The 21,660-nt window shown below is 66.3% G+C and carries 22 protein-coding genes; 10 read left to right on the forward strand and 12 right to left on the reverse strand.

The features are described 5' to 3' along the window. Window positions 1-150 precede the first annotated feature (150 nt). The 4 genes from KF759_RS07135 (at window position 151) to hemC (ending at window position 3,545) form a co-directional block, all read left to right on the forward strand. Window positions 151-816 (forward strand): alpha/beta hydrolase, encoded by a 666-nt coding sequence (locus KF759_RS07135; protein WP_291224000.1) that lies wholly within the window; start codon window positions 151-153, stop codon window positions 814-816. Between the two features lie 67 nt (window positions 817-883). Then, entirely contained in the window at window positions 884-1,894 is a 1,011-nt protein-coding gene (locus tag KF759_RS07140; protein WP_291224002.1) for a histidine kinase, read from the forward strand. Beyond that, entirely contained in the window at window positions 1,891-2,628 is a 738-nt protein-coding gene (locus tag KF759_RS07145) for a LytTR family DNA-binding domain-containing protein (protein ID WP_291224004.1), read from the forward strand. The genes KF759_RS07140 and KF759_RS07145 overlap by 4 nt, the downstream gene beginning before the upstream one ends. Then, the gene (gene hemC, locus KF759_RS07150; protein WP_291224006.1) at window positions 2,625-3,545 is read left to right on the forward strand and encodes a hydroxymethylbilane synthase; all 921 of its coding nucleotides are present in this window, start codon (window positions 2,625-2,627) and stop codon (window positions 3,543-3,545) included. Before KF759_RS07145 ends, hemC begins: the two co-directional genes overlap by 4 nt. Before the next feature lie 186 nt (window positions 3,546-3,731). On the opposite strand, the gene KF759_RS07155 is transcribed toward hemC, so the two are convergent. From KF759_RS07155 to KF759_RS07165, 3 genes are all read right to left on the reverse strand, one after another. Next, a complete protein-coding gene (locus KF759_RS07155) occupies window positions 3,732-4,517 on the reverse strand; it encodes a DUF481 domain-containing protein (RefSeq protein ID WP_291224008.1) in 786 nt (261 codons plus the stop codon). Between the two features lie 152 nt (window positions 4,518-4,669). Continuing rightward, the gene (locus KF759_RS07160) at window positions 4,670-6,430 is read right to left on the reverse strand and encodes an SLC13 family permease (RefSeq protein ID WP_291224010.1); all 1,761 of its coding nucleotides are present in this window, start codon (window positions 6,428-6,430) and stop codon (window positions 4,670-4,672) included. Window positions 6,431-6,602: 172 nt separating this feature from the next. Further along, the gene (locus KF759_RS07165) at window positions 6,603-7,184 is read right to left on the reverse strand and encodes a hypothetical protein (protein WP_291224012.1); all 582 of its coding nucleotides are present in this window, start codon (window positions 7,182-7,184) and stop codon (window positions 6,603-6,605) included. 110 nt (window positions 7,185-7,294) lie between these two features. On the opposite strand from KF759_RS07165, the gene KF759_RS07170 reads away from it, so the two are divergent. Both KF759_RS07170 and KF759_RS07175 read left to right on the forward strand, forming a co-directional pair. Continuing rightward, complete coding sequence (locus KF759_RS07170; protein ID WP_291224014.1) at window positions 7,295-8,278, forward strand: YafY family protein; 984 nt, start codon at window positions 7,295-7,297, stop codon at window positions 8,276-8,278. Beyond that, window positions 8,275-9,276: a patatin-like phospholipase family protein gene (locus KF759_RS07175; protein WP_291224016.1), complete on the forward strand. Its 1,002-nt coding sequence runs from the start codon at window positions 8,275-8,277 to the stop codon at window positions 9,274-9,276. The genes KF759_RS07170 and KF759_RS07175 overlap by 4 nt, the downstream gene beginning before the upstream one ends. A gap of 15 nt (window positions 9,277-9,291) precedes the next feature. Here KF759_RS07175 and trpC read toward each other — a convergent pair whose 3' ends face one another. The 3 genes from trpC to KF759_RS07190 form a co-directional block, all read right to left on the reverse strand. Continuing rightward, complete coding sequence (gene trpC, locus KF759_RS07180; protein WP_291224018.1) at window positions 9,292-10,086, reverse strand: indole-3-glycerol phosphate synthase TrpC; 795 nt, start codon at window positions 10,084-10,086, stop codon at window positions 9,292-9,294. A gap of 71 nt (window positions 10,087-10,157) precedes the next feature. Continuing rightward, on the reverse strand, window positions 10,158-11,195 hold the full coding sequence (gene trpD, locus KF759_RS07185) for an anthranilate phosphoribosyltransferase (protein ID WP_291224020.1): 1,038 nt from the start codon (window positions 11,193-11,195) through the stop codon (window positions 10,158-10,160). A 2-nt stretch (window positions 11,196-11,197) separates the two neighbouring features. Next, window positions 11,198-11,794 carry an aminodeoxychorismate/anthranilate synthase component II gene (locus KF759_RS07190; RefSeq protein ID WP_291224022.1) on the reverse strand — a complete coding sequence of 199 codons (597 nt, stop codon included), beginning with the start codon at window positions 11,792-11,794 and terminating at the stop codon, window positions 11,198-11,200. Between the two features lie 404 nt (window positions 11,795-12,198). Between KF759_RS07190 and KF759_RS07195 the strand changes: the two genes are divergently transcribed. From KF759_RS07195 to KF759_RS07205, 3 genes are all read left to right on the forward strand, one after another. After that, entirely contained in the window at window positions 12,199-12,669 is a 471-nt protein-coding gene (locus KF759_RS07195) for a hypothetical protein (RefSeq protein WP_291224024.1), read from the forward strand. 342 nt (window positions 12,670-13,011) lie between these two features. Then, window positions 13,012-13,413, forward strand: a complete 402-nt coding sequence (locus KF759_RS07200) for a metalloregulator ArsR/SmtB family transcription factor (protein ID WP_291224025.1) — start codon at window positions 13,012-13,014, stop codon at window positions 13,411-13,413. Then, a complete protein-coding gene (locus tag KF759_RS07205; protein WP_291224027.1) occupies window positions 13,391-13,900 on the forward strand; it encodes an SRPBCC family protein in 510 nt (169 codons plus the stop codon). Before KF759_RS07200 ends, KF759_RS07205 begins: the two co-directional genes overlap by 23 nt. A 61-nt stretch (window positions 13,901-13,961) precedes the next feature. Here the strand turns inward: KF759_RS07205 and KF759_RS07210 are convergent, their stop codons facing one another. The 6 genes from KF759_RS07210 to KF759_RS07235 form a co-directional block, all read right to left on the reverse strand. Next, window positions 13,962-15,248: an acetyl-CoA C-acetyltransferase gene (locus tag KF759_RS07210; RefSeq protein ID WP_291224029.1), complete on the reverse strand. Its 1,287-nt coding sequence runs from the start codon at window positions 15,246-15,248 to the stop codon at window positions 13,962-13,964. Further along, the gene (locus KF759_RS07215) at window positions 15,245-16,216 is read right to left on the reverse strand and encodes a hypothetical protein (protein WP_291224031.1); all 972 of its coding nucleotides are present in this window, start codon (window positions 16,214-16,216) and stop codon (window positions 15,245-15,247) included. The genes KF759_RS07210 and KF759_RS07215 overlap by 4 nt, the downstream gene beginning before the upstream one ends. After that, window positions 16,213-16,689 carry a GNAT family N-acetyltransferase gene (locus KF759_RS07220; protein WP_291224033.1) on the reverse strand — a complete coding sequence of 159 codons (477 nt, stop codon included), beginning with the start codon at window positions 16,687-16,689 and terminating at the stop codon, window positions 16,213-16,215. The genes KF759_RS07215 and KF759_RS07220 overlap by 4 nt, the downstream gene beginning before the upstream one ends. Window positions 16,690-16,986: 297 nt before the next feature. After that, the gene (gene ntrC / locus KF759_RS07225) at window positions 16,987-18,417 is read right to left on the reverse strand and encodes a nitrogen regulation protein NR(I) (RefSeq protein ID WP_291224035.1); all 1,431 of its coding nucleotides are present in this window, start codon (window positions 18,415-18,417) and stop codon (window positions 16,987-16,989) included. Continuing rightward, the gene (locus KF759_RS07230) at window positions 18,414-19,424 is read right to left on the reverse strand and encodes an ATP-binding protein (protein ID WP_291224037.1); all 1,011 of its coding nucleotides are present in this window, start codon (window positions 19,422-19,424) and stop codon (window positions 18,414-18,416) included. Before KF759_RS07230 ends, ntrC begins: the two co-directional genes overlap by 4 nt. Before the next feature lie 153 nt (window positions 19,425-19,577). Next, complete coding sequence (locus KF759_RS07235; protein WP_291224039.1) at window positions 19,578-21,359, reverse strand: hypothetical protein; 1,782 nt, start codon at window positions 21,357-21,359, stop codon at window positions 19,578-19,580. Window positions 21,360-21,398: 39 nt separating this feature from the next. On the opposite strand from KF759_RS07235, the gene KF759_RS07240 reads away from it, so the two are divergent. Then, window positions 21,399-21,660 (forward strand): hypothetical protein (locus tag KF759_RS07240; protein WP_291224040.1); only part of this gene is annotated, 262 nt, incomplete at its 3' end.

Below are 21,660 nucleotides of genomic sequence, written 5' to 3' on the forward strand. Positions count from 1 at the left end.
GCGCGTTCCCCGATACTGAAAGTGGCGAGCATAACCCCCGTCGGCAACGCCGACCCGGGCCGAAAGTCAGTCAGGTCAAGCCGGGTCAAGTGCTTGGCAAAAGCGTCCGACGCGGGCAGCCTTGCGCTCCTGCCATCGATGGAGCGCCCCGTGAGCCTGCCTTGTGTCGAGATCGAAACCGCCCCCAAGCCCGTGCATGCGGTGATCTGGCTGCATGGCCTGGGCGCCGATGGCAACGATTTCGCGCCGATCATCCCGCAACTGGTCGATCCGGCGTGGCCGGCGCTGCGCTTCGTGTTTCCACATGCGCCGCCGCGGCCGGTCACGGTCAACGGTGGCGTGCGCATGCGCGCCTGGTACGACATCTCCGGCATGCGCATCCAAGACAAGCAAGACGCTGCCGGACTGCGCGAGTCGATCGCTCATGTCGAAGCGCTCATCGCCCGCGAGGTCGAGCGCGGCGTAGCTTCGCGCCACATCCTGCTCGCGGGATTCTCGCAGGGCGGCGCGGTGGTGCTTGCGGCGGGCTTGCGGCATGCGCAGTCGCTGGCCGGCATCGTCGCGTTGTCGACCTACCTCATGCTCGGCGATGAATTGGCCAGCGAAGGATCGACCGCCAATGCCAAGCTGCCGATCTTCTTCGGCCACGGCAGCCACGATCCGGTGGTGCCGCAGCCTTTGGGCGCGGCCGCCCGCGACGCCTTGACCGCACGCGGCCACGCGGTGGCCTGGCACAGCTATCCGATGGCGCACCAGGTCTGCCTCGAGGAGATCGCCGACCTGCGCGCCTGGATCGGCGCCCACCTGTTCACCTGAATCCGAGGCATGTTCGTTGATGGCCCCGCGCGCCAAACCACCGGAGAGCAACCCGAGCGCCACGTGGATGCCCACGTTTTGCAGCGCGCCGACGCTGTTCGTGCTGATGCTGGTCGGCGAGCTGGTGGCGCTGGTGATCGTGCTCGCGCCGCAGGAAAGCCCGCGCGAATGGTTGCCGCGCCTGGGCACCACCACGGTCTACGTGCAGTGGCTGGTGCTGCTCAATGCGGTGGTGCTGTGTTCGCTGCGCAAGTCCCTGCAGAACCTGATCAGCTTCGCCGGCTTCCTGCTGGCCTGGAGCACGGCGGTGGTGGTCACTGCGCTGGCAAGCTGGGTGGTGTGCCGGATCGACCAGTCGCTCGACGCCGGATTCACCGTGCCGGCACGGGAAACCCTGCGCTTCGTGTTTGCCAATGCGGCGATCTGCGCGCTGATCGCCGCCGCGGTGCTGCGCTACCTGTTCGTGTTCGAACAATGGCGCGAACGCATGCGCGCGGCGAGCAAGGCGCAGGTGGAAGCCTTGCAGGCGCGCATCCGCCCGCATTTCCTCTTCAACAGCATGAACACCATCGCCAGCCTCATCCGCAACCGACCCGCCGATGCCGAGCGCACGGTCGAGGATCTGGCCGAATTGTTCCGCGCGGCGCTCGGGCCCGACGATGCGCCGGCCACGCTCGGCGAGGAGCTCGACCTGATCGAGCGTTATCTCGCCATAGAACGCCTGCGCCTGGGCGAGCGCCTGCGCCTGGACATCGATGTCGCCGCCCTGCCGCGCGACCTGCCGCTGCCGCGCCTGCTGCTGCAACCGCTGGTCGAAAACGCGATCTACCACGGCATCCAGCCGCGTGCGGAAGGCGGCACCTTGTCGATCCACGGCCAGCGCGCGCATGGCGAGGTGGAAATCGTTTTCGCCAACCCGCTGCCACAAGGCGCCTCGGCCCGGCGCAACGGCATGGCCCTGGCCAATGTGCGCGCGCGTATCGGCTACCATTTCGGCACGCACGGCGAGCTGCGCGTGGAGCCGCAGGCAGACCAGTTCATCGTCCGCGTGCGATTGCCGGAGAATGGGGTGCAATGAAAACCTTGATCGTCGATGACGAGCCGCTCGCACGCGAACGCCTGCGTGCCCTGCTCACCGAAGTCGGCGGCAACGAAGTGGTCGGCGAGGCCGCCAATGGCAGCCAGGCGCTGACCGAAGTGGCACGGCTCGCGCCCGACCTCGTCCTGCTCGACATTCGCATGCCGGGCATGGATGGTCTCGAGGCCGCGCGTCACCTGGCCGGATTCGAGCGACCACCCGCGGTGGTGTTCTGCACCGCCTACGGCGACCACGCACTCGAAGCCTTCGAGGCCAATGCCGTCGACTATCTGCTCAAGCCGGTGCGCAGCGAGCGACTCAAGGCTGCGCTCGACAAGGCGCGGCGCTGGAGCCCGCAGCTGGCCGCGGCCACGCTGGCGCAGGCTGCAGGCGAATCCCGGGCGCGCTCGCACCTGTGCGCCCGCATGCGTGGCAACCTCGTGCTGATTCCGATCGACGAGATCCACTATCTGCTCGCCGAAGACAAATACGTGGTGGTGCGGCATGGCGGCGGCGAGGTCTTGATCGAGGAACCCTTGAAGGCGCTCGAAGACGAATTCGGCGAGCGTTTCGTGCGCATCCACCGCAATTGTCTGGTCGCGCGCGCGCGCCTGTCGGGCCTCACGCGCGATGCCGAAGGCCGGCTGCTCGCCGTGATCAATGGTGTCGATGCGCCGCTGGAAGTCAGCCGTCGCAACCTGCCCGCATTGCGCAAGTTGATCAAGTCGCTATGAAGACCTTGCGCATCGCCACCCGGCAAAGCGCACTCGCGCTGTGGCAGGCTGAACACGTCGCCGCGCGCCTGCGCGCGCTGCACGCCGATCTGCATGTCGAACTGGTGCCGATGACCACGCGCGGCGACCAGATCCTCGATCGCCCGCTTGCAGCGATCGGTGGCAAGGGCCTGTTTCTCAAGGAACTCGAAGTCGCACTGCAGGAGCATCGCGCCGATATCGCCGTGCATTCGCTCAAGGACGTGCCGATGGTGCTCGAACCGGGCTTCGTGCTCGGCGCCGTGCTCGCGCGCGCCGATCCCGCCGATGCCTTCGTCAGCGCGCGTTACGCACGGCTCGACGAGTTGCCGCAGGCCGCACGCGTGGGTACTTCGTCATTGCGACGCCAGGCACAACTGCGCGCGCTGCGCCCCGATCTGGAAATCCTAGATCTGCGCGGCAACGTCAACACGCGCCTGGCCAAGCTCGATGACGGCCATTACGAAGCGATCGTGCTCGCCTGCGCCGGACTCGAACGGCTCGGTCTGGGCGCACGCATCCGTGCACGGCTGGACGCACCGCAGTGGCTCAGCGCGGTCGGCCAGGGCGCGATCGCAATCGAATGTCGCGCCGGCGATGAACGCAGCAGCGAACTCGTCGCCGCATTGGAAGCCCCCTCGACGCGCCGCTGCACCGATGCGGAGCGCGCGATGAGTCTGGCCCTGCACGGCGGTTGCAACGTGCCGATCGCGGGCTACGCGATGGAAACCGAACACGGTCTCACGCTGTGGGGAATGGTCGGCGATGCAACCAAGGGCACCCTGGTCCGCGCTGAAGCCAGCGGCCCTGCCGATACGCCCGCCGCACTCGGCCAGCAAGTCGCCGCGGCCTTGCGCGCGCAAGGCGCCGATGCACTGCTTGGCATCGACAGGGATTGAAGACCTCGCGTGGACCGCTGACCCGCTTCGCTTCAGTCCTTGTCGCGCCGGGGCGCAGACTCAAGCAAGGTCGCAAGATCGATCGAAAACGCTTCATGCAACCGTTCGATGCGGGCAGCCCAGCTTCGTTCGGCTGGGCGCCCGTTCGATTGCCTAGACACGCGGCGCGTTGGTCGCCGCGCAGTCTCAACCGCCGAAGTTGTAAACGAGGTTGGTCGTCATCAGCTGATCGGTCTTCTTGGTGCCCGCCGGCGCGTCGGTGTTGTGGCGCACCTGATAACCGACCTTGAGCGCGAGCTTCTTGTTGATGTCGACCTGCAGGCCGGCGTCATTCTGCAGGAAGGTGTTCTTGCTGCCCGCTTCGACCAGCAGGGTGTTGACGAAGGCGGTGTTGGCCGAGAAGGCGTGCTTGAAGTTGACCAGGCCGCGGCCGATCGCCTCGCCTTCCGAACCGGCGTTGGCCGGCAGGGTGCGTTCGAAGCGCTTGTAACCGGGACCGACTTCGAACGACAGTTCATCGCTGGCAGTCTTGAGCAGGGTGTAGCCGTAACCAAGCGAAACCACGGCCTGATACTGGTAGGGCGAGAAATCATCATTCTCGTAACGCACTGCGCCGACCAGATAGCTGCGCTCATCGAACTTGTAGCCTGCCGAAGCACCGACTTCGTAGCGATTGGCGGTGGCCTGATAGGTCTTGATGCTGCTGATCTGGCCGTTGACGATCACCGGCGTGCTGACCTCGCCCTTGGCGCGCAGGGCGGTGAGGTAGAAGGTGTCCTTCCAGCGCTCGTCTTCCATCTTGAAGGCAAGCTTGGCGTTGAGGTTTTCCGACTTGGCATTGCCGCGCGCGGCGGCGAAACCGACTTCGCCCGCGCCCGACCAGGTGCCATCGGCCGTGGTGGTGTCATCGGCCTGCGCGGCCAGCGGCAGCGCGGCCAGCAGCGCTGCAAACAGCAGCCCATGTCTGTTCATCTTGGTAGTCCTTGATTGGCGGAAATTGGCGCATCGGGCTGGCAGCGCAGCCTTCGCGGCGCGACATGGTAGGCAACGCGCCTAAATTCGAGGTGAACGCGCGCCCGCCCTCAGGTGAACATTGGTGACGGCGAGGGAGCCCTTCGCGCCGGTCACATCAGCGGCCAAAAGTACGGAATCAGCAGCATCGAAAGGGCGCAGAACAGGGCGATCAGCGGAATCCCGACCTTCATGAAGTCGGTGAAGCGGTAGCCGCCCGCGTAATAGACCATCGTGTTGGTCGGATAGCCGACCGGCGTGGCAAACGAGGTGGCTGCGGCAAACGCCACCGCGACGACGAAGGGTCGCGGATCGGCGTGCACCGCATGTGCCACCGACACTGCGATGCCGACCATCAGCACCACCGACGGGTTGTGCCCCATGAGTTCGGTGAGCAGGGCGGTGAGCAGATAAACCATCAGCAGGGCCGCGAGCGCACCATGCACACCGACCAATTGCATCCCGGTGTCGACCAGCGCCTGCGACAGTCCGCTGTTCTCGATCGCGGTGCCCAGCGGCAGGATCGCGGCAAGCAAGATGATGATCTTCCAGTCGATGCCTTCGTAGATGTCCTTGCGTCCGAAACAACCGGCCACCGCCATCGCCACCGCGCCGGCGATCGCCGCGACCGGGATCGGCAACCAGCGCAAACCCGAGGCGATCACCACCGCCAGCATGATCGCCAGCGCCGCCCAGGCGCGGCGCGGGGTGCGACGCGAATCCTCGCGCTCGCTGAGCACCACGAAGCGATCGTCGGCGCGCAGCGGTGCAGCGCCGCCCGATGCCAGCAGCAGCAACACATCGCCCGCGGCCAGCCGCACTTCGCGCATCGCCTCGCGCAACACCTGACCATGCCGGCGGATCGCCAGCACCGTGGTGTCGCATTCGCGCTGCAAGTCGAGCTCGCCAAGCAAGCGGCCTTCGATCGACGACTCGGGACGCACCATCGCCTCGATCAGGGTGCCGGCCTTGCGTGGATCGCGGCCGTAGCGGTTTTCGGGGTCGAGCTCGAGCTCGGCGCGCGTACGCAGTTCCTCGATGCGCTCCCATTCACCCCGCACCAGCAGCACGTCGCCGGCCTCCAATGCCTGCTCCTGCGGCGACCACATGTGCTGCTCGCCACGCAGCAGTTCCAGCGGATAGACGCCGTGAGTCTCGCCCAGCCGCGCCGCGGCGATGGTCTTGCCGATCAGGGGCGAGCCGGCCTTGATGCGCAGCTCGGTAACGTAGTGGCCGAGTTCGGATTCGACCTCCATGTGCACGTCGAGCCGGCGTGGCAGCAGCCAGCGCCCGACCAGCATCAGGTAGGTGATGCCCGCAACCGCCAGCATGGCCCCCATCGGGGTGTACTCGAACACGCCGAAACCGCTGAGGCCGTGTTTGCGCGCGAGGCTGTCGGTGAGCAGGTTCGACGAGGTGCCGAGCAAGGTGCACACGCCGCCCATCTGCGCCGCGAAGGCCATCGGCATCAGCACGCGGCCCGGCGGCGTGCGCGTACGCGCACACACGCGCAGCGCCAGCGGCAGGAACATCGCCACCAAGGCGATGTTCTTGATGAAAGCGCCCATTGGCGCGATTGCCAGCATCAGCGCCAAGGTGAGCAACCACGGCTTGCGGATGCGCGAGAGCAGGCGGATCAGCGGATCGAGCGAGCCCGAGCGCTCGATGCCCAGGCTCAGCGCGAACATCGCCGCGACCGTGACCGTGGCCTCGTTGCTGAAGCCCGCCAGCGCCTCGCTCGGCGTTACCAGACCCAGCAGCACCAGCAGCACCAGCACGATCAGCGCGACGATGTCGACACGCACCTTCTCGCTGGCGAAAAGCGCAATCGCCGCGACGACCAGCCCCAGGGTCAACCACGCGGCCAGACTCATGCGAGCGGCCCCGGGCGGGGTGTCGTCTCGCCGCGAGTCACGTACTGACCGGTTGCATGCGCGACGCGGTCAGGCGGCAAAGCGGTTGCGTTGGCGCATGGCGGTGTCGGCATGGGCCGCATGGTAGCCCAAGCCGGCGCCGCGTCGCTGCGGCGCTGCACCTTGAAATAGCTCAGTCCGGCATATCGATATGGATCGCCGGATCGTCGAAGCGCGAGTAGCGCACACGCGTGGTCGTAGCCTTGCCCATGAAACTGCCGCTGGTTTCGACCTGGATCGGCAGCGCGCTGGATGGCGAAATCCAGGCCTTGGCGTCGGCCTTCACCGGCCGCGTCACCGAATAGGCGTAGACCTTGGCGGGTTCGCCATCGACATTTTCGTCGGGCAGCGCCGTGACCTGCATGCCACGCTCGATGTCCTGCACGAACTGCGGGTCGCGGTACTGCGCGATCATCTTCGCCACGCCAGGTACCGGAATCTTCATGAGCTGTCCGTCCATGTCCATGTAGACCGTATCCTCGATCACCAGCTGGGTCGGGCCGGCTGCGGTCTTGATGCGATAACGATCGGGCGCCACGAAATCCATGCTGGTCAGCCTCGTGTTCTTGCGCACATCGGTGACTTCGGCATGGAAACTGCGCGCAGCGATGAGCTTGGCGAAGGCCGCATGCAGTTCATCCTTGGGCGCCGCCTGCGCAGGCGAAATGGCAAGAAGGGCAGCCACCGGGATGGCAAGGAACGTGGACAGTCGCATCGTACCGACTCCTGATCGGATCTGGATCTTGTTTGGACCCGCGCGACGGCGCAGGCGCGCTCAGCGTATGCTTTCACTATACGCAAGAACAGCATCGCAAGGGACACAGCGTGGACCGCTACGAACGTATCCTCAGCCTCCATCGCCTGTTCAAGGCCGCGCGCTATCCGGTGTCGTTTGCGCAGATCAAGTCCGAACTGGGCTGCTCGCGCGCAACCGTCTACCGTGACATCGCCTTCCTGCGCGATGCACTCGGTGCGCCGATCGAGGGCGGCGAAGGCGAGGAAGCCGCGTTCCGCTATGTGGCCGGCGAGGGCGATCGATTCGAACTGCCTGGTCTGTGGCTGACCAGCGACGAACTGGCTGCCCTGCTCGCGCTCAACGAACTGCTCGGACGTGCCGACCCGGGCGTGCTGGCCGGCACGCTGGCGCCGTTCCGCGCGCGCATCGAGCGCCTGCTGTGTGACCACGCCAGTGGTGCAAGCCTCCCGGTGGAACGCATCCGCGTACTCACCAGCGGCGCACGCACGCTCGATCAGGCCGTGTTTCGCACGGTCGCCGGCGCCTTGCTGCGGCGTCAGCGCCTGAAGTTTTCCTATCGTGCGCGCTCCACCGATGCCAGCACCCAGCGCGTGGTGTCGCCGCAGCGGCTCGCGCACTATCGCGACAACTGGTATCTGGATGGCTGGGACCACGAGCGTGAAGCCTTGCGCAGCTTTGCGCTCGACCGCATGCGCGCGCCCGAAGCGCTGGCGGAAGCCGCACTCGATCGCGCGGCCGGCGAACTCGATGCGCACCTGGCCTCGAGCTACGGGATATTTTCGGGCGCACCCAAGGCCTGGGCGACCATCCGGTTTTCGCCGCACGCGGCACGCTGGGTTGCCGATGAACACTGGCATTCACAGCAGCAGGGCACACGTCTGGCCGATGGCCGCTACGAGCTGAAACTGCCCTATTCCAATTCGCGGGAACTGCTGATGGACGTGTTGCGCTATGGCGCCGACGCCGAAGTCGTCGCGCCGGTATCGCTGCGCGAGGAGATGAAGATCATGCTGCAACTTGCGCTCGGCGCCTATCAGGGCGCATCGGCATGAACGCACCCGATGCAAGGGCTGCGCCACGCGGCAAGCACATTTCGCTGGTGCTTGGCTCGGGTGGTGCGCGCGGCTACGCGCACATGGGCGTGATCGCCGAACTGCAGGCGCAGGGCTTCGTCATCGGCTCGATCGCCGGCAGCTCGATGGGCGCCCTGGTCGGCGGCATGTATGCGGCCGGCAAGCTCGATGCGTTCCGTGATTTCGTCAATCCACTGCAGCGCCTGGACGTGTTGCGACTGGTTGACTGGACCTTCCGCGGCGGTGGATTGATCAAGGGTGATCGCATCGGCAACGTGCTGCGCGAGCTGCTTGGCGAGCTGCAGATCGAGCAGTTGCCGCTGCCCTACACCGCGGTTGCAGTCGATCTGGATGCGCAGCGCGAAGTGTGGTTCTCGCGCGGCACGCTGTTCGATGCAATCCGCGCCTCGATCGCGATCCCGACCGTGTTCCGCCCGCACCACTATCAGGGCCGCCTGCTGGTCGACGGCGGCCTGCTCAATCCGGTGCCGGTGTCGCCGACGCTGCGCGACCTTACCGATGCCACCATCGCGGTCGACATCAATGCACCCGCCGAGCCGCTCGATGCGCCCACCGAAGCGGTCGCACCATTTCCCCATGCGGGCGCAGAGGCCAGCGCGCCGCGGCAGGCAATGGCGCCGATTCTCGCTGGCGATTCAGCGCCGCCAAGCCCGCGGCGCCGGTTCGCCGCGCTGTTTGATGCCTTCGCCGAACGTCACGAACGCCATGCCGCGGCCAACGAACCCGGCACGATCGAACTGTTCGCGCGTTCACTCGATGCAGTGCAGGCGACGATGACGCGCCTCAAGCTCGCCGCGCAGCCGCCGGACCTGTTGATCACGATTCCGCGCAATGCCTGCGCGTTCTACGAGTTCCACCGCGCCGCCGAACTCATCGAACTCGGTCGCCGGCGCACCCGCGAAGCGCTCGCACGCTGGCAACCGCCAAGCAACGGTCACGCGGCGCGCAAGATCTGAGCCCCGCGCCTGCGATCAGGCGCCGGGGCCGAACAAGCGCGCGAGTTCGCTGCCCGGATCCTGCGCACGCATGAAGGCTTCGCCGACGAGGAAGGCGTGAATGCCGGCCGCGCGCAAACGCTGCACGTCCTCGCGCGTGTGAATGCCGCTCTCGGTCACCATCAAACGCTCATCATCGAGCTTGGGCCGCAAGGCCAAGCTGGTGTCGAGCGAAGTCTCGAAAGTGCGCAAATTGCGGTTGTTGACGCCGATCAGCAGGGCGGGAATGTCGAGCGCGCGCTGCAGTTCGGTATCGTCATGGACTTCGACCAGCACGTCGAGATCGAGCTCGGCCGCGGTCAGCGCCAGATGCAGCATCTGCGCATCATCGAGCGCGGCGACGATCAACAACACCGCGTCTGCGCCGATCGTGCGCGCTTCGTACAACTGGTATTCGTCGACGATGAAATCCTTGCGCAACACCGGCAATTCGCAGGCCGCGCGCGCCTGCTGCAGAAAGGTCTCGCTGCCCTGGAAGAAATCGGCATCGGTGAGCACCGACAGGCAGGCCGCACCCGCACGCGCGTAGCTCGCGGCGATTGCGGCGGGATCGAAATCGGCGCGGATCACGCCCTTGGACGGGCTCGCTTTCTTGATCTCGGCGATCACCGCCGGCTCTCCGGCCGCGATCTTCGCGTGCAGCGCGTCGGCGAAGCCGCGCGTGGGCGGCAGGTCATGGCAACGCGCCGACAGTTCGGCCTGGCTCAGGCGCGCACTGCGCTCGACGACTTCCTCGACTTTGCGCGCGAGGATGCGCTCAAGGATGTCCATGCGAAATCCGATGTCCGATGAAAAGGTGAACGATAGCGCCGCCGGCAAATCAGCGACAGGCAGCGCCCCGCTCAGGTGCTGCTGGCCAGGCGCCGACTCGCGGCGATGAAGCCATCGAGCCGCGCTCGTGCAGCACCGCTGGCGACCGCGGCGCGCGCGCGCTCGATGCCATCGGCGATCGTATCGGCCACACACGCCGCGTACAGGGCAGCGCCCGCGTTGAGCAGCACGATGTCGCGGGCAACCGTGCCCTTGCCGTCGAGTACGTCGAGCAACATGGCCTTCGACTCGGCCGCGTTGGCCACGCGCAAATTGCGACTCGATGCCATCGCCAGACCGAAGTCCTCGGGCTCGATGTCGTACTCGCGCACCACGCCATCGCGCAGTTCGCCGACCAGGGTCGCCGCGCCCAGCGAGATCTCGTCCATGCCGTCACGCCCCCACACCACCAGCGCACGCTGCGCGCCGAGCTGCTGCAGCGCGCGCACCTGGATGCCGACCAGATCGGGATGAAACACGCCCATGAGGATGTTGGGTGCGCCCGCGGGATTGGTGAGCGGGCCGAGGATGTTGAAGATCGTGCGCACGCCCAGTTCCTTGCGCACCGGCGCCACCGCCTTCATCGCCGGATGATGGCGCGGCGCAAACATGAAACCGATGCCGGTCTCGGCCAGACACTGCGCAACCTGCGAGGGCGCGAGATCGATCACCGCGCCGAGCGCCTCGAGCACATCGGCACTGCCCGACTTCGACGACACGCTGCGATTGCCGTGCTTGGCCACGCGCGCGCCCGCGGCCGCGGCGACGAACATCGAAGCGGTGGAAATGTTGAAGGTGTGGGCACCATCACCGCCCGTACCGACGATGTCGAGCAGATGGGTTTGATCGTCCACCTCGACCTGCGCCGACAATTCGCGCATCACCGCAGCCGCACCGGCGATCTCGCCGATCGTCTCCTTCTTCACGCGCAGACCGGTGATGATCGCCGCGACCAGGGTCGGCGAAACCTCGCCGCGCATGATCTGGCGCATCAGGTCGACCATCTCGTCGTGGAAGATCTCGCGGTGTTCGATGGTGCGCTGGAGCGCTTCCTGCGGCGTGATCGTCATCGTCAGGCTGCCTTCGCCAGTCCACGCTCGAGGAAATTGCGCAGCATCGCGTGGCCGTGCTGGGTGAGGATCGACTCGGGGTGGAACTGCACGCCCTCGATCGGCAGGCTGCGATGACGCAGGCCCATGATCTCGTCGAGCGAGCCATCGGCGTTCTCGGTCCACGCGGTGACTTCGAGACAAGCCGGCAGCGAGGACTTCTCGACCACCAGCGAGTGATAGCGGGTCGCCTCGAACGGTGCCGGCAGTCCCGCGAACACGCCCTCGCCGCGATGATGGATCGGCGAAGTCTTGCCGTGCATGATCTGCGCCGCACGCACCACCTTGCCGCCGAACACCTGGCCGATCGCCTGGTGGCCCAGGCACACGCCCAGCACCGGCACGCCCGCCAGCGGCTCGCGCAGCACATCGAGCGAAACCCCGGCCTCGTCGGGCGTACCCGGCCCTGGCGAAATCACGATCGCGCCCGGCTTGAGCGCGCGGATCTGCGCCAGCGTCAACGCATCGTTGCGATGCACCTGAACGTCCTGACCGAGCTCGCCCAGGTACTGCACGAGATTCCAAGTGAAGGAATCGTAGTTGTCGATCATCAATAACATTTTTATTGTAACACCTTGTTTTTACATGATCAAACGCTGTAAAGCTGCGCTTAATACCCCCTGCCGTACCCCTTGCTGATGGGCTAGCCGGCTGGGTGCGCCGACCTGCCATTGTAGTGCCCGGCCTACTCGCCAGTTCGGCGGCGAAATGGCACCAGCCAGCCCTCAGCGAGCTTTTGCGCCCCTCGCTTACCTACCAGCGACGGGGGCGCCCCAGCAAACAGGCTCGGCCGATGCCTTCGACCAAGCGCGCGGGCAGGGAAAGGGTATCCCGGACGTGTTGTCATTACCCAGTGTTCCGTCGCGCTCTCGCGGAGCGTCAGCCAGACGGTATTTGCGTTCACTGCTGAGGCGGCGACGCAATGCAGGCGCGTCCAGGTCCCCGCCAACCGAGTCGGTGTCCAGTGCAATCCATTGCAAAGAATCCCAAAGTTCCGCCGATCGGGAAGAGCTTCATAAGGCCGCTGCTGATCGCGCTGGCATGCTACGCGTGCGCGATCGTTCTCGGCATCGGCGTCTATATGCTTATTGCCCGTGGCGCCGCTGACGGAACGAATGTTCCAGTTGAGCGGAAACCTGCCTCCGGCGTATCGCCGACAAGTACCTCGACGCCGCAGCCTTCCATAAGCGCAGGTGAGCAGAAGCCCATCAGCGCGGCCCCGGTGACGGTTGAGCGTCTCACGCTTGGGGCATCCTTGGACTCGAATCAGCGAATAGCTGCGGCAACTACTACGTTCTCGCCCGAGCAGACCATTTACGCTTCGGTCTTAACGACAGGTGTGGCGCCAGCGGCAACGTTGTCGGCGAAATGGGTTTATCGCGAAACTGCAGATCTGGTGAGCACCTGGTGTCGCCGCCAGTCGGAACCGCGTTGAAGCTTGCGGCGTACTTGGCGCTGCGCGACGCGAAGATCAACCGCTCGGAACTGGCGCGCCGCCTGGATCTGGACGAAGGGAGATTCGCCGAGTGCTGGATCCGAAGCATGTGACCAAGGCCGGACGCCTCGAGGAAGTGCTGCATACCCTGGGCAGGCGTGTTGACGTGCGTGTTGCATGAGGGTCGGGAGCAGCCTTCATCACGGCGACCGAAGCCGCCTGGGTACATTCCACACGACCGGCCGGGCGTGCCGGCGACCGCGGCGCTGGTTCGGCAGCGCTTCCAGCGTTCTGTCGGTGCCGTGGGTTCGATGAGATGGGCCGACAGCGGCGAGACGGCCCTTGCGCGCTTGCCGCCGACCTCTCATACTGAACCACATGGTTCAGCGTATCTCAAGCCACTTCAACGCATCCTTCGCCGCCCTCGCCGACGCCACCCGACGCGGCGTCCTCGATCAGCTCGCCCGCGGCGACGCTTCCATTTCACAACTCGCCGACAGGTTCGAAATGACCCTCACGGGCATGAAGAAACACGTCGGCGTGCTCGAGCGGGCCGGACTCGTGACCACCGAAAAGCTCGGTCGCGTGCGCACCTGCCGCATCGGCCCGTGCCGTCTCGAGGAGGAAATGGCGTGGATCGCGCGCTACCGGCACGTGTGGGACGCGCGCTTTGCAGCGCTCGATGGTGTCATCGACGAACTCAAGCGACAGGAGAAGGCCCGTGGCCGCAGGAAAGGAAAGTGAAACCCGACGCACGACGGTGCGGAAGTCGACGGAGCGCGAGGTCGTCGTCACGCGAACCTTCGACGCGCCCGCGCGGCTCGTATTCCAGGCATGGTCCAGGCCAGAGTTGTTCAAGCGATGGTGGGTGCCTCGCTCGATGGGCATGACACTTCGCTCGTGCGAAATGGACGTGCGCACCGGCGGCAGCTACCGCCTGGTATTCGGAGACGACCCCGCGAACACCACGGCCTTCTTCGGCAGGTATCTCGAGGTGGTGCCCGACAAGCGCATCGTCTGGACGAACGAGGAAAGCGGCGACGCCGGGTCCGTCACCACCGTGACCTTCGAGGAACGCGATGGCACGACCCTGCTCGTCCTGAGCGAGCGGTATCCCAGCAAGGAAGCGCTGGACGCGGCCGGCACCGGTGCACAGGAAATGTTGGACGAGACGTTCGGACAGCTCGACGAATTGCTTGCCGAGCCAGGCACGCGAGGATCGGGTTCCTGACGCGGTCGCAAACGGGTCGAAAACCACGCGATCGCTCGCTTGCAGCGTCGCGCAATGTTGGCTACGGCCGCTCGAGGATCGCGGTCACGCCCATGCCACCCGCGGTGCAGATCGAGATCAGGCCGCGACCCGAGCCGCGCTCTTCGAGCAGCTTGGCCAGGGTCGCGATGATGCGCGCACCCGTAGCGGCGAAGGGATGGCCGACCGCAAGGCTCGAACCGTTGACGTTGAACTTGGCGTGATCGATCGCGCCGAGCGGTGCGGACAGGCCGAGGCGATCGCGGCAGTAGTCGGCCGACTCCCACGCGCGCAAGGTGCACACGACTTGCGCGGCGAAGGCCTCGTGGATCTCGTAGTAGTCGAAATCCTGCAACTTGAGTCCCGCTTGGGCGAGCATGCGCGGCACCGCGACCGTCGGCGCCATCAACAGGCCTTCGCCGTGCACGAAGTCGACGGCCGCAACCTGCGCGTGGGTGAGGTAGGCCTGCACCTTGTGGCCGTGCGCCGCGGCCCATTCGTCGCTGGCGATCAGCACCGCGGCGGCGCCATCTGAGAGCGCAGTGGAATTTCCCGCGGTGAGCGTGCCCTGCCCCGACGTCTTGTCGAACGCGGGCTTGAGCGCGGCGAGCTTTTCCAGCGTGGTGTCGGGACGCAGCACGTTATCGCGTTCGACGCCGCGAAACGGCACCACGAGGTCCTTGAAGAAGCCGCGCTCGTAGGCAGCGGCGAGCTTGTGGTGGCTTTCCAGCGCGAGCTGATCCTGCGCCTCACGCGAAACTTGCCACTGCCGCGCCATCATCTCGCAGTGATCGCCCATCGATTTGCCGGTGCGCGGCTCGGCGACACCGGGGAACGAGGGCTTGAGCTCGCGCAGCGAAAAACCGCGCACCGCGGCCTTGAGTTTTTCCATCGTGCCACGTGCGCGGTTCATTGCCAGCAAGCGCTGCTGCAAGGCGCGGGAGTAGACGATCGGCACGTCGCTGGTGGTGTCGCTGCCGCCGGCCACACCAACATCGATCTGGCCGCTGATGATCTTGTTGGCGATGATGATCGCGTTATCGAGCGAGGTGCCGCAGGCGCGCGCGGTGGTGATGCCGGGCGTGGTCGGCGCGAGACCCGATGACAGCAGCGCTTCGCGCGCGAGGTTCCAGTCGGAGGCGTGCTTGATGACCGCACCAAAGGCGACTTCGCCAAGTTCCTGGCCGTGCAGGCCGAAGCGTTCGACCAGCGCACCGAGCGTCTTCACCGCCATCGCGAAGTTGCCGACTTCGGCATAGGCCGTGTTGTTGCGACAGAACGGAATGCGCACGCCGCCGATGATGCCCGCCCGCCTGGAACCCTGATTCATTCCTGCAACCCTTGCTCGATCCGCTGCCCTGACAGACTACCTTCTGCCGCCACGTTTGAGAATGTCGGCGCACCGTGGAGCGCCGCTGCATCGCGCTGCCAGGCTGGCCATTCGGCCCAGAACAGCCATGCCGCGGGCTGCTTGCGGATCAGCGAATCGAGCAGTTGCGCAAGCTGCGCGAGCGCGGCTTCGATCGGCTCGGGCGCGATCGGCGCCCCGATCACCAGCGTGCGCTCGCCGCGATCGAAATCGATCTCGATCCAGCAGGGCACGATCGGCACGCCTGCTTCGGCCGCAATCTTGAGCATGCCCTCTGGCAGGCTCGCCGCCCGATCGAGCAGGCGCGCCGGATGCTGCCCGTGTGGCGCGAGCCGTGGCGGCACATCGAGCAGGCTGACCACGACATGGCCTGCCGCAAGCGCATCACGCAGGCGTGGGCGGATGCCGGGCCGAAACGCGACCGCTTGTCCACCGAGACGCTCAAGCTCGGCCATGCGCGCCATGCCATGGCGATAACGCAGCGGGTGGCGCGCGAAGTCGGCTTGATCGAAACGCCCTGAAACGAACACCGATTCGTGTCCGTTGCGGCGCAGGTCGCTGAAGATCCACAGGCCCGTGCCGTAGTGAAAACTCGCGGCCACGAAGGCCCCCGTCGGCCACTGGCCGCGCACCTTCACGTGCTCCGGCAACCATCCGGGCGGGTGACGGCGCGAGAGATGGAGGTCGGCCGCATCGAACAGCCACACGCTGCGCACGTCGCGCGCGAAAGCAGCAAGATCGCCGATTGGCAGTTGCGCCGGCGCATGCGCGAGCGCTGCGCTCACAGGCTCGGGATACAGACTCGCCGACCGCGCAAACAGTCGATAGCAAGGCCAGGCAAGACGCCACGGCAGACGCGAAGGCAAATACGGCACGACATGGAGGATCCATGCATCGTGCAGCCAGCGCCGTGCCGCCGCCAGACTCACCCGCGGCCACCACGCGGGAAGCTGTGTTCGAGCAAAAGATAGGGCGTGGGGCCAAGGCCGAGATCGACATAGGTGGCCTGTGCGACGGTGTTGTCGCGTTCGACATACAGGCGCAGCCCGATCACTTCGGGATCGGCGCGCGCACGCCGCGCGACCTCGCCATGCAGGGCGCGGAACACGCCGCCGCGGCGGGCCGCGGGCAACACGTAGACGCTCTGCAACCACCACCAGTCGCCGTTGCGCCAGTCGCTCCATTCATGCGTGACGAGCACGCAGCCCACGCGCTCGCCGGCGCGTTCCGCGACAAGGTAGAAGCCGCGCCGGGGCGCCGCCAGCAGGGCCGCCACGCCGCGCGTGAGGACATCGCGGTCGAGCTGCCTGTGTTCGGTCTCGATCGCCATCGCGGCATTGGCATCGACGATGAAGGGAAGGTCGGCTGGCGTGGCGTCGCGGATCAGCAGGGACTCGGACATGGGCCGGATTCGTGTTGCAGGAATGGGCGCACGATACACACAGGCGCGGTCTGGTTTCGAGCGCTCAAGCGCCACAACGGTTTGCTGCCGACTCCGGGACCGTGATCCGGCTTCCTTCTCCCACCGGGAGGAGGTGGCGCGAAGCGCCGGACGAGCGCGCTGTCGGCGCGGTCTATCTCGCAATCCACCGCCGCGCCTGCCCTCATCGGCCTGCCGGCACCTTCTCCCCGCGGGAGAAGGAATTCATGCCGCCACCCCATGAATTCAGGTGACTGATCTCAGCCTTGGCGGTCGTGATCACCGCCCACCGCGCGGATGCCGTGGTGGCTTCTTGCGCGAGCTGCCGAGCTTGCGTGTGAGCGTGTTGCGGCCCAGGCCGAGCGCCTTGGCCGCGTGCTGGCGATGGCCGTGGTGGGCTTCGAGCGCGGCATCGAACAGCACCTGCTCGAAGGCGGCGCGTGCGCGCGCATGCAGCGTCTCGTTGCCGGCTTCGAGTTCAACGCGTGCCCAGTCGCGCAAGAGGCTTTGCCAGGGCGCATCGCTCGCCACGCCACCCGCGGGTGCCGGCTTGAGCGCAGCGGGCAGATCCGCCACCGTGATCGTGCGCGCGCTCGACAGCACCGCCAGACGTCGACACAGATTTTCGAGCTGACGCACATTGCCGGGCCAGTCGTGCTCGCGCAGCACGGCAAGCGCCGCGGGCGCGAACTGGCGCGGCGCCACGCCCGCCTGCGCGCAGGCGATGGCGAGAAAATGCGCCGCCAGTTGCGGCACGTCCTCGCGGCGCGCGCGCAGCGGCGGCAGTTCGAGCCGCACCACATCGAGCCGGTGCAAGAGGTCGGCGCGGAACTCGCCGCGCGCGACCTTGGCATCCAGATCCTGATGGGTCGCGGCGACCACGCGCACGTCGGCGCGCAAGAGTTCTCGGCCGCCGACGCGATAGAACTCGCCCGCCGCGAGCACGCGCAAGAGCCGCGTCTGCAAGGCGAGCGGCATGTCACCGATCTCGTCGAGAAACAGCGTGCCGCCCGCAGCTTGTTCGAAGCGCCCGGGATGGCGGCGCGTGGCGCCGGTGAATGCGCCGGCTTCGTGGCCGAACAATTCCGATTCGAGAAGTTCGGCCGGAATCGCGCCGGTATTGAGCGCAATGAAGGGTCGCGCCGCGCGCGCGCTTTCGCGATGCAGGGCGCGCGCCACGAGTTCCTTGCCGGTACCGGTTTCGCCGCAGATGAGCACGCCCAGGCCGCTCGCGGCGACCTGGCCAATCGCGCGGAACAACTCGCGCATCGGCGCGCTGCTGCCGAGCAAGGCGGGTTCGGGTTCGGCCGTGACTGCGGTCACTGCGGGCGCGGACTCGTGCTGGGCGAGCGCGCGCTGCGCGGCGGCGACCGCCTGATCGAGATCGAAGGGTTTGGCGAGATAATCGAGCGCGCCGAGGCGATAGGCCGAAGCGGTGGTGGCGACATCGGTGAACGCGCTCATCACGATCACCGCGAATGGCTTGGGCAAGGCAGCGACGCGTTCGAGCAGCTTGAGCCCACTCGCGCCCGCCATGCGCACATCACTGAACATCACCGTCGGTGCTGGCTCGGCCAGCGCCGCAATCACCTGCTCGGCGCTGCTGAATTCGCGCGTGGCAAAACCCGCCTCGCGCAGCGCCGCGGCGAGCACCACGCGCACCGCGCGGTCATCGTCGACGATCCAGGCCAGCGGCGCGGGCGTGTTCATTCGGTCACCGGCAGCAGCAAGGTGAAGCAGGTTGCGCCCGGACGGCTGGTGAAATTCAGCATGCCGCCATGCTCGTGCGCGATCTCGCGTGCGATCGCCAGGCCCAGGCCATGACCGTCGGCGCGGCCCGAGACCAGCGGTTCGAACAAGGTGTGCGCAAGCTCGGCCGGCACGCCGCGGCCATCGTCGCCGACTTCGATGCGCAGGGCGCGGTGCACGCTGCGATCGGGCAGGCGCGGATCACGCTCGATGCGCGTGCGAAGATTCAGGCAAGTCGCGCCCGCCTGCTGTGCGTTGTGGACGAGGTTGAGCAGGGCCTGCTGCACGCGATCGGCATCGACGCGCACCGTGGGCAGGCTCGGGTCGTAATCGCGGCGAATCGACACCGCTGCGACATCGGCCGCGGCCAGGGCAGCGACGCGTTCGAGTATCTCGTGCACGTTGTGCAGGGCCAGGCGCGGCTTGCCGCCACTCGCCAGCAAGCGCTGCGACAAGGCCGACAGGCGATCGACCTCGTCGATCACGAGCTGGGCGAGTTCACGCTCGGCGCTGCCTTCGAGCCGCCGCTGCAGGAGCTGGGCCGCGCCGCGCATGCCCGCGAGCGGACCGCGCACCTCGTGCGCAAAACCGCGCAGGGTTTCGGTGAGGCGCGTCGCGCCAGCCGCCTCGCCCGCGCAGGGCAGGAGTTCGAGCAGAAGCCCATCATCCTGCGGCGTGAGCGCGACATCGGCCGTGCGGTCACCGAGCGCACTGCGCAGGCGCGCTTCACGCAACCACACCCGGCGCTCCTCGCGCAGCGCGCGGCGTGCGCCTTCGGCCAATTGCGGCGGCCGCGCGTCGAGGGCATCGAGGCCAAGCCCGCGTGCGCCAGTCGCGCCCTGCCCCAGCCACTCGCACAACGCCGGGTTGGCTTGCCGCAGCACCAGAGTAGCGTCGACCAGCGCGATCGGCGTCGCGCACAGTTCGGCCACGGTCGTCGTTGGGGAATGGACATCGGGTGCAGGCATTGCACCATTTTAGTGCATTCAAGGGTGCCCATGGCTTGATGGCGGTGACACCACCGCACTTTGCATGGCGCCGCACGGGCTGGGCTGCGACTGCTATAGAAAGTCGCCAGACCGGGACGCGACAGAACGGAGGTGACCGCTCTGCGTAAGCATCTAAATCCGCGACAGTAACCCTTCCACCGATCGCTCAACGATGTACTTCGCCGCCGGTTCGCCAACGGCCAGCGATTGGAAATGCGCCTTGCCGCACTTGATCTTGCCTTCCTCGATTGGGCGCAAAGCGTCGTTGAACAGCCCACCCTTGGATTCGACGACGAAGTACAGGCGCTCCTGCCCATCTTCGCCGATCACCAGCACCGCCCAGTCCGGGTTGTAGGTGCCGAGCGGGGTCGGCACCTTGAACCAGCCAGGCAGCTTGGCATAAACCTTGATCGCTTCGTTGCGCTCCAACTCAGTGGCGAAATCACGCTCCACATCCGAGTCGTAGACCACATGCTCGTACACGGCCTTCTCGGTGTTCATCAGCATGTTGCCGATATAGCCACGCAGTTCGTTCTCCTGAAACAGCTCCTGCGCGTAGTAAGCCCCGTCACCGATGCGCCGGTACTTGATGCCGTCCACCAGCGCCAGCCGCTTGCAGCGATTGATTGCCTCGGCGGTCTGTTCGATGAACTGCTGCGGGTTGCGCTTGAAGTCGTCCAGCCGCCGACTTTCGGCCAGAATGCGCTGGATCGAGCGCCGGGTGAGCTGGGTGCGGTCCTGCAGATCGGTCAGGATGTCCGGCAATTCAATGTCGGTTTCGTCCAAGGACACGATGGACGCGCCCTTCTGCTCGGTGGCCTGCACGCCGGCCTGGCCGATCGCAAGACCTGCCTTGCGCCATTGCAGCCGCGCCTTGGCGATGCGTGGCGATTCCTTGACGGCTTCGATGCAGTCTTCGATCAGCTTGTCGTTGTCGAACTGCACGCGATAAGTCGTCTTGTGCTTGATCCGATCCCACAGCGCCTTGAACTCCGGGCTGTCCAGAACGGCACGGCGCACGGGGATGGCATCACGGCGCTTGTCCGCATCCTTGATTTCCAGACGCCCGGCCAGCTTGCGCAGGATCGCGACCACTGCGTCCCGATGCGGCTCGTACGCCTCGGGTAGCTGTACCGCGCCCTCCTTGATCGCCGTGCGCAAGGCATCCTCCACCTTGCCGGTCGAGGCGAGATAGCCCTGTTCCTGCAACGCAGCACGCAGCGCTCTGGATTGCTCGACGCCCAATGGCGCCACGCTGCCATCTTCAGCCGCCACCGCAATCGCCGCGAACTGGTCCGGGGCCACCACACCGAACCGGATGCCGATACCTGTCGTGGGATCCTCCAGCTCTTTCTGCAGCCCATCCGCGAACGCTTCGTAGCTTTCGTTGGCGATCACCGTCAGGGTGTTGGTGTCGAACCCCTGGACACGCTCGCCGTTCTTGTCCACGCACAGACGCAGGCCGCGGCCGATCGACTGCCGACGCTCACGTTCGGTGCGGATGTCGCGCAAGGTGCAGATCTGGAACACGTTGGGGTTGTCCCAGCCTTCGCGCAGGGCGGAGTGGGAGAAGATGAACTTGAGCGGCGTGGCCAGGTCGAGCAGTCGTTCCTTGTCGCGCATGATCAGGTTGTAGGTGTCGTCGTCGGCCTTGGTGCTGCCGTTGGTGTCCTTGAGCACCTCAACCGTTTTTCCGCCGACCTTTTTCTTGTCGATCGAGAAATAGCCGTTGTGCACGTCCTCGGCGGCGTGCGCCATGTCCAGTTCCTTGAACAGGCTCTGGTAGTCCGGGTGGCGCGCCCAATAGCGGTACTCGTCCTCGAACAACTGCGCGTAGACGCCCTTCTGCGGATTGCCTTCCGCGTCGTACTCGCGGTACTTGGCCACCTCGTCGATGAAGAACAGCGACAGCACCTTGATGCCCTTGGGCCGCAGGCGCTTTTCCTTGTCCAGATGTTCCTTGATGGTGCGCTTGATCATCTGGCGCTGGATGGCCAGCGGATCGACATCACCCCAGGCCTCGCCCGGTGTCAGGTAGACCTCGCCACCCGGTACCCGCAGTTCCAGCGATTGCGAACCACGTCCGGCACGGATCTCGTCGACGCGACAGTCCTTGTACATTGCGCGCCCGGTTTCCTGCTCCAAATCGAATCCGTCCATGACGGTGACTTCCTTGCGGCGGACACTGCCGCCCACGTCCACATCGAGCTCGACC

The organism is Dokdonella sp. (assembly GCF_019634815.1).
Taxonomy (GTDB): domain Bacteria; phylum Pseudomonadota; class Gammaproteobacteria; order Xanthomonadales; family Rhodanobacteraceae; genus Dokdonella_A.